Origin of the sequence: Streptomyces sp. NPDC093984, from assembly GCF_044764595.1 — a bacterium.
GTDB classification, from domain to species: Bacteria; Actinomycetota; Actinomycetes; order Streptomycetales; family Streptomycetaceae; genus Streptomyces; species Streptomyces cynarae.
Window position 1 is genome coordinate 1 of the sequence record NZ_JBIWIM010000028.1, and the last position, 12,523, is coordinate 12,523.

Here is a 12,523-nt window from a genome sequence, read left to right on the forward strand (position 1 = left end):
CTCGCTGGAACAGCTCCCACAGCTCGTCCGGCACCATGCGCTCGACCATCACCACATGGGGCAGACTACCCGGCACGCCAAATGAGACGACGTCTAAACCTGTGGTCCCCGAACACGACACACGGTGCGGCACCCGACTGCGTCAAAGGGCAGCTTCGTGGCACGGTGGCCGGCCTCGGCTCCTGTCCGCGCGGCAATGGTGTGGTGACTGAGTGGAGTTGGCGAGCGCTCTAAGCGAGCGCTCGCCCACTACCTCGCGCGAGGCAGGCAGGAGGCGCTGCGCCTGAGCGTCGACTTGTTGGTGTGCCGGCGGGGGTCTCAGAAGACCTGGAAGCGGGCTCCGCCGCTGGTTTCCGAGAGGCGGAGGCTGTGGACTCGCCGCTCCCGCGCCATCCAGGGGGTTGTTAGGAGCCCCGCGGTCGGAGGGCCTGGAGGAGCAGAAGCGGTCGTGGTCGTCGGCGTCGACCGACCGGGTGTCCCTTGTCCCGAGCCCCTCCCGGTGTAGAGGGTGCTTCCGTCGGCGCTGAAGCCCTCCGTGGCGCGGCCGCTGCGGACGAGGCTTCCTGCGCTGAGCGCGGCTGGTACCTGTTCGCCCTGGGCTGCCGCGGCGTTTGCAGCGGATAGGCCGCGACGGCCCTCGGCCACATCATCTCGCCCGAACCGGAAACCGGCCGCTCAACGCAGCCCTACACCGCATCGCGATCATTCAGGCATTCACCACGACTCCCTTCGGCAAGCAGCCTGATTGACATAGGAGCAAGAGGACGCAACGCGGCCCCGACAGGACGCCGGGGCGAGAACGGTGGCCAAGATGCCCTGCAAGCCTGTGAACGCGACACTGAAAGGGTGAGTGCAGCAAGAAGCCTCACACGCTAGGCGCAGTTCTCCGTCATACGTATTCGTCACTGGCCACCACGGCGGAGTGTCGGCGGTGCGGGTCCTGGCCCGGCGGACGGAGGCCCCCAGCATGCAGAAAGCCGGGCACGCGCAGCCTTCACGCGGCTCTGGCCCAGCCGAGGTACCTGACGGCGCCCCGGCGGTACGCCGGACAGAGCCCATGGCCCTTTGAGAGAGAAGCTGATGGAGGACGACACACTGGCTCAGAAGGCAGCCCGCCTGGGGTGCGCCACGCTCGTCGACGCCGTGAACCGGGTTTACGGCCACCGAGCGCACATACCCGCTATGTCGAGCCCCGACCCTCTCCGCTATCTCTTCGGGCCGGCAGCCACCATCTCCTATCTCCCCTACCGCGAGGACCTGGCGGCAGAGGGCCCCCGTGACTTCCGGTACTACTTCTACGGAGCACTCGGGAACCCGCCCAGGGCGGGCCAGGTGCTCGTGCTCTCCAGCGGAGGGCACGCCGACGTGTCCCATGGCGGGGGCACAAAGCTTGCCAGGGCAGACAGCACCGGGCTGGCCGGCGTCCTCGCCGACGGCCGGCTACGTGACTTCGGCCAGTTGCGTGGCTACAGCTTCGCTACCTGGTGCAGGGGGGAGGCGGTCCGATGGGGCGGCGACACGGTGATGCCGTACGCCTGCGCTGTGGCTGTTGAGATTTCCGGCGTGTGCGTGAGCCCCGGTGACTACATCTACATGGACAGCGCCGGTGGCGTCGTGATTCCCTCCGCCAGCCTGCGGCGGGTGCTTGCCATCGCCGAGGACATCTCAGCCGAGGAAGCGGAGGCCGCGAAGGGCATCAGAGGTGAACAGGCGCAGCCAGGCGAGTAGCGGCGCAGACCCGCGGGAAGTGGCGGGTGCTGGAGGCCCACTTCCCGTCGTGCCCAACGCATACGAGATCAGCACCGTCCCGAGTTGGATGCCCCCCTCCTGGACCCCCTGCGTCCCGTTGGCGCTGCACGAGGTCCCACGCGGTGCCGACGACGGCGACGTCACTCGCGAAAGCCCAGACCGCCAGGTGGTCGGGACCCAGCGTCACGGTGCACGCGACCGACCAGTCGGCCGTCACCGGACGCGACGGCGCCAGGACGATCCCTGCCGCCTGGAAGCACGCGTCCACATCCGTGCCCGGCCTGTCGAGGGCGACCTGCAGCGCAGCGTCGCCGCTACGGGTCGGGCACGAGCGTTGGGGGCAGCTTGGGCAACCCGGTCCTCTTCCTCCCGTCCCGGTCGTGAGGGGAGGCAGCCGGGCTCGCGACGGGTGGCCGCCTCTGCCCACCACGTCAACGGTCCGCCCGTGCACCGCGCCCAGGGCAGGCCCTCACGCGCGGCCCTCGCACCCCTGCGACACGGTAAGAGTCCGGGCATGCATGACGCGAATAGGTCAAAAGAGACACTCCAGCACCGTCTGGGAGGTAGGCATGCCGGAGTACAGCAAGAGCCCACAGCGCATCTCACAGCTCACCGACCAGCAGTACCGTGTGACCCAGCGAGACGAGACGGAGCCCCCGTTCTCCAACGCCTACTGGGACAACAAGGCACCCGGTATCTACGTGGACGTCGTGTCCGGGGAGCCCCTCTTCGCCTCGATCGACAAGTACGACAGCAGGACCGGCTGGCCCAGCTTCACGAGGCCTCTGGAGTCCGGCCACGTCGTCGAGAGGCCCGATACCAGCCACGGCATGGTCCGCGTCGAAGTACGGTCGGCTCAAGGGGACAGCCACCTCGGGCACCTGTTCCCGGACGGGCCCAGCGACCGCGGAGGACTGCGGTACTGCATCAACTCCGCCTCGCTGCGCTTCGTCCCCCTGGAGGATCTGGAGCAGGAGGGCTACGGCCAGTACCGGAGCGTCTTCGAGACGACGGAAGAGGACGCCGCCGTGAGCCGATGACCGGCAACCAGGGCAGGGCCCCGGAGCTCGAACGGCATGGCGGCTCGGCGCCCCGTCTTGCGGCTCGGGCCCAGCAGGGCCCCAGCCGATACCCGTGTACAGCAGAGGAAAGCGCTCATGTGCTGCGGCGCCCAAGGGTCGAGTCCCCTCCACGGGTCGGAGGCGGCGGCCAACACCAACAGAGCAGACCCCCTCCAGTGGGATCATCTTCGCCGCGGTGAGCCAGAAGACGCCCGCCGGACCTCATAGCAACGGAACCGTCGGGCCAGGGAGAAGGACCGCACAGTGACCAGGAACATCGACAACCTGCACCCGGAAGACGGCGCCATCGTGCCGCCTGAGCAGATCCCCACCGCTGTCACCGCAGGCCGCCTGGCCTACAGCGATGGCACGACCCAGACCTTCCAACCCGACGGGAGCACCTCCTACTTCGAGGCAGGACGCCAGACGGAGGGCACCTGGTCCGTCGACGAGAATGGGCGCTTCTGCTCCTTCTGGCCGCCCTCCTATCAAGCGTCCTACGATCTGCGCTGGGTGGTGGAAGGGGGATCAGTAGTCGGCCTTCGGTTCTCCGACCCGAGGAGCGGTACCTGCTTCGACGGCCGTTTCCAGTAGCCCCGGGTTCCGCTTGAGGTGGCAAACCCGAACGGTGGCCCACCAGCTTCCAGCGGCCCCGCCTTCCGGTCATGGCGGGCACCACCGAACAGAAGGGATGGCCGTTCTTGCCGCCCCCACGGCGACGACGTGCCATCCGCAAGGGAGGCCACGGGTGGCTCAGTCGGCGCCGACGGGGATCGATAGTACTGTGATGCCGCTCGTGTCCAGCCAGACCGTCTCCGGTGCGCGCACCAGACGTAGCATGACTTGTCCACACTGCTGGCAGCGGGCTACCAGTCCTGGTGCCTGGCGGTATACGTGCAGGCGTGCGACGGGCCCTGTATTGCTGCAGTGCGCGCACTGGCTGATCGCTGCTGTCAGGTCGACCGCGAAGAGTTCGGCCAGAGGGCCGGCCAGCGCGTTGCCGTCGATGTAGCCGCCCTCTGCGTCGCGTGGGATATCGGTGTCTGCTGGTGTGCCTGCCGTCATCTCAGTCTTCTCCTCCGCCGAAGCGCTCTGTGCGGACTCGCTCTGGGTCGTGTCCGAGGAGCACCAGGTAGGCAGCTGCCTTCTCGACGAATGCCGTGGGCCCGCAGACGTAGCAGGTGGACGCGAAGTCCGGTGGCCATCCGTGGCGTGCCAGGTCGTCGGGTGTGATGCGGCCCGGGGGGCGCGCGGACTGCTGTGGCGCTTCCCGGGTGTAGATGTGTGTGACGTCGACCCCTGGTGTTCCTTGGCGGATTTCTGGCCCGTACAGCAGCTCGGCCGGCGAGCGCAGGGAGTACAGCACCCGGAAGGGAACCCGGCTGCCGACTGCACGCCGCGAGCGGATCATGCACATCAGCGGCACCAGCCCGGAGCCTCCGGCCACGAGCAGGACCGGTTCTTGCTGCTCCGGCTGCCAGACGAACCAGCCTCCGACCGGTCCCCGCACTTCCAGCTGGTCGCCGGGCATGAGCTCGTCGACCAGGTAGGGAGAGACCTCGCCCTCAACGACGCGCTGCACTGTCAGTTCCAGGCGTGTTCCGTCCGGGGCCGAAGCGATGGAGTAACTGCGTTGTGTGCTGTAGCCGTCTTCCGCTGTCAGCCGGATGTCCACATGCTGGCCTGCCAGATGGCCGGGCCATTCCGGCACCTCCAGCACCAGCGTGACGGCAGTCGCGGACTCAGCGCGACGTTCTGTCACCTCGGCGACCCTCCATCGGAGCCGGTCGCCTAGTCTCCTCGATACCGCTGTTCTTGCCACGGGTCTCCGTAATTGTGGTAGCCGGCGCTCTCCCAGAACCCCGGGATGTCCTTCTCCCGCAACTCCAGTCCGTGCACCCACTTCGCGGACTTCCAGAGGTAGAGGTGCGGGACGAGCAGTCGGGCCGGACCGCCATGCTCGGGGGCGAGCGGCCGGCCGTCGTAGCCGTACGCGATCCAGGCCTTGCCGTCCAGAAGATCCTCCAGCGGGAGGTTCGTGGTGTAGCCCCCGTAGGAGGAGACGAGGACGTACTCGGCAGCCGTCTCGACATCGGCGAGCAGGACGTCCAAAGACACCCCCTGCCACCGGGTGCCGAACTTCGACCACTTGGTCACGCAGTGGAGGTCTACCGTCGGGGTCTCCGACGGCAGCTTCGTGAGGGCGGCCCAGTCCCAGTTGTGCCGCCTCCCGGTCTCCGTGGTGACGGACAGCTCCCACTTGTCTGTGCTTATCCACGGCGTGGGCCCGGCCGAGAGGACCGGAAAGCCCGTGGTCTCGTACTGTCCGGGTGGCAGCTTCCTGCCCGCGGGCGGCCGTCGGCCGTGGAAACCGCGCGAGATGATCGCCATGCTGGCCGTCCAATCGGCTCGTCGTAAGCAGGGCTAGCGCTCCTAAAAAGTATCAGTGACGCGGAACACACGCCTCTTGTCTTCCTTCTCTCCCATAGCCCTCAGCGGGCACCTCCGGCCCTCGGTGCGACGTCGTTCCAGACATTGCGCAGTCAGTCGAAGTGCCCGGCGGCCGCTACTTGAGCGCGCAGCTTCCTGCACGCGTCGAAGATGGCCTTATACAGCGCGTTCGGACTGGGGTCGAGCTCAGCGGCCAACGCTCCCGGAGGAAAGCCGTGCATGACACCGCCGCGGAAACACGCCGCTGACGTGCACAAAGGCCCGTGTCGCTGGCCTCCCGTCCGGCGTGGGCAGCTCCTCGGCTTGCGAGTGGATTGCCGGATCGCCGCCCGGGCAGCGGGCGGGGATGCGCCCCACCCGCCTGCCTCGCCGGGGCGGCGGCGTTCACCCGGATACGCTCGCCCGCCAGCTCGATGGCGAGGTTGTGTGTCAGCGCGTGCAGACGCGCCTTGGCCACGGAGCAGGCTGTGGACGGCCTGGTCCCGGTAGTCCGACGACCCTCCCCTGTAACCTCACCAGTTGTCAGGGGCGACATACAGTCCACACCGTCACGTGGAGGATCACCGATCTGGTGAACGCTGAGTGCATCCGGCCCAGCGCCCGGCCTGCACGCCGCCGCGAGCGAGGTAGTCGCGAGAGGTCGCGATCGCGCCGGCAGTGAAGCTGGGGTTGAAACACTTGCAGCAGCTGTTTCCCCAAGCGCTCCCTCAGCAGCAACGTACGTCGCGCCACTACTTTTTTCGGCACCCGAGAGTCCTTTTCCTAGATCAAGCTACGGGCTGCGCCGGGGCCGCGTGGCGGCCGCCGCCGCCGCGCTCGCCCAAGACTGCACGTCCGAGCGGCCGGATCGTGCGCGTTCGATGGGCAGCCGCCTGGCGTGACCAGCCGAACCGACGCCTCGGGCACACGAGCGAACCCTTCGCGTGGGGCGCCCTTGGGAGCCTCACTGCACCAGAGCCGCCCGTAACAGTCAGGGCGCTGTCCGCTTCGCTCGGTGCCGAGGCGCTAGCTGTATTGATCACGAGTGTTGTCAACGCCGTTCGGGCTTGATCATGGCGAAGACCTCCGTTGTGTTGGAGCTGTCTCGGAACGCATGGCACGGAGGTCTTCGTGTCCCGCCGTAATGCCCGGCTGACCGTTCACGGCGGCGGCTACTGGTCGAGCGTGTCCGTCGGGCCGTCCCGTCGCGCATGTGGCCGCCGCGATGGGTAACTCCCGCACTACAGCACCCAAGTGGGTATGTCGCTGGAGGCAGGAGGGGCAGTTCGGCCGGCCGACCGTTCCAGCCGACCCCACAGGGCGCCACATCGGACTGCGGCAGCGGTGGGGGAGCGGGTCTGCCGCCTGCGGCAGGAGCGCGACCTGGGCACGGCTCGGATCGGGCCGATCCTGGGCCTGCCCGCCTCGACCGCCCACCGGAGCCTCGCCCGGCACGGCCTGAACCGCCTGGCCCTCCTGGATCGGCCCACGGGCAGGTCATCCGCCGCTCCGAACGCAGCCGGCCCGGCGAACTGGTCCACGTGGACGTCAAGAAGCTCGGTCGCATCCCCGGTGGCGGAGGGTGGCGAGTCCTCGACCGTGCCGCCTGCCCCGACCGCCGCCGCACCACCGGCTACGACTACATGCACGCTTCAGGTCAAGACACCTGGCGGGCCGACTCCCCATCTTCGAGGCTTCGGCCGCTGCGGTCCTCGGGAGCCGCCGCGAATGTCCTGACGTGGGCGATCGCCATGTCGAGTGCGACTCGCATCGGCTTTACGTCCCGAGCGGTCTGGGACAGGAGGTACCCGCCCTGCAGGGCCGCCATGAGGCCTGTGGCGAGCGCCTGAGTGTCAGCGTCCGGCCGTAGCACCCCGGAGTCCCTCATCCTGACCAGCCCCGCCTCGATGAGGCCCTGCCAGACGGTGAAGTGCCGGTCGATCGCCTTGCGGGCCTCCTCGTCCCGGTCGGCCAGCTCGCTCGCAAGGGATCCAAGCGGGCAGCCGTAGGCCCCGTTGTGCAGGGCGTTCCGTTCGACGACTGCGTCCCTCCAGCGCTCCAGCCCACGGATGGAGCTGAGGCGCTGCAGGTGTCGTTGATGCCGTTCCAGCACTTCGGCGGCCTGCAGCGCGACGACGTCACGCATCAACGCTTCCTTGTCGGGGTAGTGGCGGTACAGCTGCGACTTACTTGTTCCGCTGGCCGCCCTGACGTCGTCGAGGGTGGTCATAGCGACTCCCCTGACGTGCATCATGTCGGCAGCGGCCCTCAGGATGCGCTCGCGGGTTGCCCGCCCTCGCTCAGTCAGCCGGGAGCCACTCTTCTCGCGCGCCTGTTCCGCCACGTCGGTCAGGTTACCTGCCCGGACGGTAGCAGGACCAAAGAAAGGACCTCAAGGTCCTTTTTGGTGGCTCCCTCGATCCGGTGCCCCGCCGCCGCGGGGCCGGGGCTGTCGCGGGTCAGATGGGCGACGTGCTTTCCGGGCGGAGTTCTCCTCGAACTGGGCTTGGCAGCTCAGAATCGAGCAGCGTTAACTGCGGAAACGAGTGGGCTGGCAAGCCCAAACGACTGCAGTGTTCACGGCCGCGACGAGGAGCGGCTCCGGAGCAGTAAGAACCGACTTGGGCTCGACGCTGACCACTTACACACTCACCGGAGGTTGATGCGCCATGTCACGACTGAACGTCCTCTCTCCTGACGACGTCCCCGACGGAACGAAGCGCATCCTCGGCAACGTCGGCGCGCAGCGATGACATCGACTTGGCGCCGGCCGGGAGCTCGATCGATCCCAAGCGTGCCGCCGTCGCTCGTTTCGCTCAGCAGGTGGTGGCGAGTCGCGGTCGGGTGAGCGACGCGGACCTCGCGGCTGTGCGAGGCGCCGGGTACACCGATCCGCAGATCCTGGCGATCGTCGCGGTGGCGGTGCAGGTCCTGCTGACCAACTTCATCAACAACGTGAACCAGACCGACATCGACGTCCCCGCCGTCAGCTCGGCCGGTACGCCCGGCTGATCGCCAGGACCCCGTCGGGGCCGCGCACACGGCCGGGACACCACTCCCCGCCCCAAAACGAGCACTCGGGAAAGGTTCGATATGCCGGGCTCCGAACTCTATGAGAAGTTCATGGCACTGCACACCCGCGACGGTGGCCTCGTCATGCCGAACGCATGGGACGGCCTCTCGGCGCTGATGCTGGCCGATGCCGGCTTCGAGGCGATCGCGACATCATCGGCGGCACTCGCCACCTACTCGGCCGGTCCGACGGGCGTCATCAAGTCACCTGTGGCGAGCACCTCGAGCATGCGCGGCTGCTCGGCCGGCTCACCGGGCTGCCCGTCAACGGAGACTTCGAGGACGGCTACGGCGACACGCCTGAAGACGTCGCTGCGACCGTGGAAGCCGCCGTCGCCTCCGGCCTGGCCGGTATCGGGATCGAAGACACCTCGGGCAATCCCGATCAACCGATCCGCGACTTCGACGACGCCGTCAGCCGCATACGCAGCGCCGTCGAGGCGGCCAAGGGGCGCATCGTCGTCACCGGCCGCACCGACAACTTCATCCAGGGGCGGCCCGATCTCGACGACACCATCCGGCGTCTGACGGCCTTCGCCGAGGCCGGCGCGGATGTGCTCTACGCCCCTTACCCACCGGACCTCGACGCACTCGTCGCGATCGTCACCGCCGTCGCGCCGACACCGGTCAACGTCCTCATCTCGCCGGCGGACAAGGTGCTGACCGTCGCCGAACTGCAGAAGGCCGGGGTCAAGCGCATCAGTGTGGGTCCAGCGTTCTACACCCACGCAATGGAGGCAGTCGAACAGGCCACCAAGGCTCTCGTCGCGGGTGACCTCACCGCCGCGACGACAGGAATCAGCTTCGAGCGCATCAGCGACCTGCTTGCCCGCGGCACGAACTAGCTCAAAGCCTGCGAAACACCGTTCCTCGCCCACTCACCGCAAGAAGAAGGCAGATTGACATGAATCTCGACAAGCTCATGAACAAGCACCTCACCAGGTATTTCGACCCCAGCAAGACCATTCCGGAGGAAACCCTTCAGCAATTGCTGAGGTTCCTGCGCTCCACGCCGTCATCGGTGAACGTGCAGCCCAACCACTTCTACGTCCTCGCCACGACCGAAGGCAAAGAGCGGCTCGCCAACAACCTGGGCGAACGATTCCAGGACAACGCCGAGAAGATCCTGAACGCGTCGCACACCATCATCCTCACCACCCGGGCAGATGTGCCTGACAGCCACCTCGACGCGGTGTTCGCGAAGGAGAGGGCCGATGGCCGGTTCCCTGACCCGTCAAAGCAGGCGCTGTGGGAATCAATGACCCGAGACTTCCTCAGCCTGCGCAATTATGGCTACAAGGACCTGAACCACTGGATGGAGAAGCAAACCTACATGGCGGTGGGCCTGACCATGATGGCGGCCGCCGAGCTCGGCGTCGAGGCCACGCCGCTGGAGGGGTTCGACCCGACCAGTGTCGACAAGGCGTTCAAGATCCGCGAGACCGGACACAGCACGACGGTGCTGCTGGCCCTCGGCTACCCCGACCCGGAGAGGGTGTACACCACGCCGATCTCGCGATTCGACGCCGACCAGCTGTTCACCTTCATCTAAACACCCACTTGGGAACCAGAACCCACAACGCATGGAGCTCGTAACACGATCTCGTTGAGGCTGCCGACGTGCGGGCGCCGCCGTTCGTGGCGGCCATGCGGGAGACGCCACCTTGGGCCTTGACCGGGCGGTCAGGGCACTCGGATCGATAGAGGAGTTGATCACCTTGGACGGACAGGAACTGCAGAAGATCGCGGGCGACTGCACTGTGGGACTGCCCGGCGTCGACCTGGAGCATCGTTTCCGCCCCGACTGGAAGCTGTACAAGGTGCGCGGCAAGGTGTTCATGCTCATGACCGACATGCCGGGGCGCCCCGTCGTGATCCTTAAAGCTGATCCGGACGACGCCGCAGCGCTGCGTGAGCAGTACGCAGACATTACCCCCGGCTATCACATGAACAAGAAGCACTGGATCACGGCGGAAGGCGGGGGCGCCATCGACGAGAAGCTGGTGAAGGAGCTCGTGATCGACTCCTACCGTCTCGTGGTCGGCGGGCTTCCCAAGTCCGAGCAGCCTGTGGATCCGCGCACCTACGGCCGCCGCGCCTGACCTTCGTCATACCCATCAGCGGCGAGAAGCTCCAGGACAGGGCGCGCGACACGGCACCGGCGATCGGCCCCGACCGGCGCAAGTGCCCGGACCGCCACGCACACCAGGCCGATGACCTGCGAATTCACGATGCACGCGGCCCATTGGCCTGCAGCCTCGTCTCCTGGAGCTGGCTGGAGAAGTACCGCTCGTGATCGTGTTACGAGCTCATACGAGGAAGGGAGAATCAGCACGGCCGCCTTCAGGCCGGCCAGACCGTCCTCGCCCACGGCGCGGCTGGGGCAGTCGGGACGATGGTGACCCAGCTCACACGTGAGGCCGGCGCTTACGTCATCGGCACCGGACGCGCCGCCGACCGTGAGAAGGCACTCGACTTCAGCGCGCAAGAGTTCGTCGACCTTGAGAATGACGCGCTGAAAGACGTCGGAGGCGTCGATCTGGTCTTCGATGTCATCGGTGGCGACGCTCAGAGGCGGTCCGCTGCCCTGATCAAGGCCGGAGGAACGCTGGTGTCCGTCGTCGGCCCAATCGAGGCGCGGCCCATGGACGGCCTGGCGGTGGACTTCGTTGTCGAGGCCGATCGCACCGAACGGGGTGAGATCGTGCAGCGGGTGCGGGACGGACGGCTGCGGACAAACATCGGTGACGTCGCGAGCTTCGATGATGCCATTGGTGCCCTTAACCCGACCACGCGACGCAGCGGGAAGACAGTCATCCGCGTACGCCCGTAGGGAGTGGATGGCCACAGTCCGACTGGCGGGTCATCCTCACGGTGCACGAAAGCGGCTCGGCCGCGACGCCGCCGAACTCACCGCGCTCGCCGAACAGGCCAAACGCGAGGCGTTCTCGTTGCGACGGCCTGCGAGGACGGTTCTCCGAACCTCGAGCTCACACCGAAGGGGTCCGTGCGCGTCTACGACGACGATCACCTGGTATTCCCCCGAAGGGAACCGCCGCCCCAGTATGCGCCGCCGGACCTGCGGTCATTGTTCGCGTGAGTCAGCAGTTGCGAACTCAGGGACCTGGAAGAGCAGTCGCGCGCACGGAGGAGAACTCCCCGTAGGCCGTGTCCTGTTCGGCGCCGGGGCGAAACGCGGCGCTGCGGTGGCGGTTCATGAAGGCGAGCGTGACGCGGAAGTGCAGCTCGAGGCTGCCAGGTCATCCACGGCGCACTGTTGCGCATCGCAGTCGTCGTCAGGCGCAACCTCGAGGACAAGGGGAAAGGGTTCGCGCCGCGGCCGAAGGGCTGGGTGGTCGAACAGGTCAACGGCACGTTGATACCGGACCGGCATCGGGTCGCGCGAGTACCACCACCGACCCGGGAGCGCAGTGTCCCGAAGCTACTGGGCGGCGACCGCGAACATGGCGCTTGGGCTCACCGCGCACCCCTCGGCCTGGCTCACCTTCTCGAGCTGGCCGTGTGAACGTCGCCGCCCTCCTTCGCCACCCGCAGGCCGAACGCAGCGAAGCCGCTGAACACGTCGGCAAGGCCGTCGCCGCCGACACGAGCAGCCGCGTGGTCGTCCTCGGTGACCTGAACGGCACCACGGACGAGGGCGAGCTCGCCCCCTCACCTCCCGACTCCACTCGGCCCAGGCCGCCCCCGGCGCCTGCTTCGGCTTCACCTACCCGGCGTCTTTCCCGGTCGCCCGCATCGACCAGATCCTCCTCCGCGGCGTAGACCCGCGCCGCTCCTGGGTCCTCCCGGTCAACGGCAGCGACCACCTCCCGGCCGCGGCGGGTATCAGCTGGTGAGCTACCGGAGTCGGGATGTCTTCGGGCCTGACGTCGGTTCAGTACAGGGGTCCTGCATGCGGTACCCGGGGCGCACGGCGGGGGGGCCGAGCAGGGAGTGAGTTCGATCAGGTGGAGGACCCGGTAGCGGTGCGGGCGGAAGGGCTCGTAGAACGCCTCGATCTCGCTGTCGTCCAAGCGACGGCCGAGCAGGGCGGCACCCGTCATCCGGCCGAGGTGGTAGTCCCCGAGGGGGAGAGCGTCGGCGTCGCCGAGTGCGCGGTGGCCGACCTGGGCGGCGGTCCAAGGCCCGATACGCGTCAGCTTGGTCAGGAGCGCGTAGGCACGCCCGGGGTCGCCCGCGGACTGGCCGAT

General features: G+C 67.6%; 12 protein-coding genes and 3 pseudogenes. 10 read left to right on the forward strand and 5 right to left on the reverse strand.

Annotated features, from left to right (window positions below):
• Positions 1–1,065 precede the first annotated feature (1,065 nt).
• From ACIRC0_RS38020 to ACIRC0_RS38030, 3 genes are all read left to right on the forward strand, one after another.
• Positions 1,066–1,728, forward strand: a complete 663-nt coding sequence (locus ACIRC0_RS38020; protein ID WP_403626187.1) for an RraA family protein — start codon at positions 1,066–1,068, stop codon at positions 1,726–1,728.
• Positions 1,729–2,318: 590 nt separating this feature from the next.
• A complete protein-coding gene (gene msrB, locus ACIRC0_RS38025; RefSeq protein WP_403626190.1) occupies positions 2,319–2,789 on the forward strand; it encodes a peptide-methionine (R)-S-oxide reductase MsrB in 471 nt (156 codons plus the stop codon).
• Positions 2,790–3,074: 285 nt separating this feature from the next.
• Positions 3,075–3,404: a hypothetical protein gene (locus ACIRC0_RS38030; RefSeq protein WP_403626193.1), complete on the forward strand. Its 330-nt coding sequence runs from the start codon at positions 3,075–3,077 to the stop codon at positions 3,402–3,404.
• A gap of 159 nt (positions 3,405–3,563) precedes the next feature.
• Here the strand turns inward: ACIRC0_RS38030 and ACIRC0_RS38035 are convergent, their stop codons facing one another.
• Genes ACIRC0_RS38035 through ACIRC0_RS38045 form a run of 3 tightly spaced genes read right to left on the reverse strand, consistent with a single transcriptional unit; the run spans position 3,564 to position 5,201 of the window.
• Positions 3,564–3,875, reverse strand: a complete 312-nt coding sequence (locus ACIRC0_RS38035) for a DUF6510 family protein (protein WP_403626196.1) — start codon at positions 3,873–3,875, stop codon at positions 3,564–3,566.
• A 1-nt stretch (position 3,876) separates the two neighbouring features.
• Positions 3,877–4,632, reverse strand: coding sequence for a ferredoxin reductase (locus ACIRC0_RS38040; RefSeq protein WP_403626199.1), 756 nt, complete (start codon positions 4,630–4,632; stop codon positions 3,877–3,879).
• Complete coding sequence (locus ACIRC0_RS38045; protein WP_403626201.1) at positions 4,602–5,201, reverse strand: sulfite oxidase-like oxidoreductase; 600 nt, start codon at positions 5,199–5,201, stop codon at positions 4,602–4,604. The genes ACIRC0_RS38040 and ACIRC0_RS38045 overlap by 31 nt, the downstream gene beginning before the upstream one ends.
• Positions 5,202–6,371: 1,170 nt before the next feature.
• On the opposite strand from ACIRC0_RS38045, the pseudogene ACIRC0_RS38050 reads away from it, so the two are divergent.
• Positions 6,372–6,904, forward strand: a pseudogene (locus ACIRC0_RS38050) (leucine zipper domain-containing protein); the annotation flags it as partial.
• Here ACIRC0_RS38050 and ACIRC0_RS38055 read toward each other — a convergent pair.
• A complete protein-coding gene (locus ACIRC0_RS38055; protein WP_403626204.1) occupies positions 6,898–7,584 on the reverse strand; it encodes a TetR/AcrR family transcriptional regulator in 687 nt (228 codons plus the stop codon). The pseudogene ACIRC0_RS38050 and the gene ACIRC0_RS38055 overlap by 7 nt on opposite strands.
• 500 nt (positions 7,585–8,084) lie before the next feature.
• Between ACIRC0_RS38055 and ACIRC0_RS38060 the strand changes: the two genes are divergently transcribed.
• The 5 genes and pseudogenes from ACIRC0_RS38060 to ACIRC0_RS38080 all read left to right on the forward strand — a co-directional run bounded on the left by ACIRC0_RS38060 (position 8,085) and on the right by ACIRC0_RS38080 (position 11,145).
• The gene (locus ACIRC0_RS38060; protein WP_403626206.1) at positions 8,085–8,252 is read left to right on the forward strand and encodes a hypothetical protein; all 168 of its coding nucleotides are present in this window, start codon (positions 8,085–8,087) and stop codon (positions 8,250–8,252) included.
• A gap of 144 nt (positions 8,253–8,396) precedes the next feature.
• Positions 8,397–9,157: pseudogene (locus ACIRC0_RS38065) on the forward strand (isocitrate lyase/phosphoenolpyruvate mutase family protein).
• 59 nt (positions 9,158–9,216) lie between these two features.
• Positions 9,217–9,864, forward strand: coding sequence for a nitroreductase family protein (locus tag ACIRC0_RS38070; RefSeq protein WP_403626209.1), 648 nt, complete (start codon positions 9,217–9,219; stop codon positions 9,862–9,864).
• A 166-nt stretch (positions 9,865–10,030) separates the two neighbouring features.
• A complete protein-coding gene (locus ACIRC0_RS38075; RefSeq protein WP_403626212.1) occupies positions 10,031–10,414 on the forward strand; it encodes an MmcQ/YjbR family DNA-binding protein in 384 nt (127 codons plus the stop codon).
• A 293-nt stretch (positions 10,415–10,707) separates the two neighbouring features.
• Positions 10,708–11,145 (forward strand): zinc-binding dehydrogenase, encoded by a 438-nt coding sequence (locus ACIRC0_RS38080; RefSeq protein ID WP_403626215.1) that lies wholly within the window; start codon positions 10,708–10,710, stop codon positions 11,143–11,145.
• A 283-nt stretch (positions 11,146–11,428) separates the two neighbouring features.
• On the opposite strand, the gene ACIRC0_RS38085 is transcribed toward ACIRC0_RS38080, so the two are convergent.
• Positions 11,429–11,557 (reverse strand): hypothetical protein, encoded by a 129-nt coding sequence (locus ACIRC0_RS38085; RefSeq protein WP_403626264.1) that lies wholly within the window; start codon positions 11,555–11,557, stop codon positions 11,429–11,431.
• Between the two features lie 340 nt (positions 11,558–11,897).
• Between ACIRC0_RS38085 and ACIRC0_RS38090 the strand changes: the two are divergent.
• Positions 11,898–12,169, forward strand: a pseudogene (locus tag ACIRC0_RS38090) (endonuclease/exonuclease/phosphatase family protein); the annotation flags it as partial.
• Positions 12,170–12,523 lie beyond the last annotated feature (354 nt).

Excerpts from the sequence above, each read along its gene's own strand:
- msrB (WP_403626190.1), top strand. The coding sequence starts at position 2,319 with ATGCCGGAGTACAGCAAGAGCCCACAGCGCATCTCACAGCTCACCGAC.
- ACIRC0_RS38035 (WP_403626196.1), bottom strand. The coding sequence starts at position 3,875 with ATGACGGCAGGCACACCAGCAGACACCGATATCCCACGCGACGCAGAG.
- ACIRC0_RS38045 (WP_403626201.1), bottom strand. The coding sequence starts at position 5,201 with ATGGCGATCATCTCGCGCGGTTTCCACGGCCGACGGCCGCCCGCGGGC.
- ACIRC0_RS38070 (WP_403626209.1), top strand. The coding sequence starts at position 9,217 with ATGAATCTCGACAAGCTCATGAACAAGCACCTCACCAGGTATTTCGAC.
- ACIRC0_RS38080 (WP_403626215.1), top strand. The coding sequence starts at position 10,708 with ATGGTGACCCAGCTCACACGTGAGGCCGGCGCTTACGTCATCGGCACC.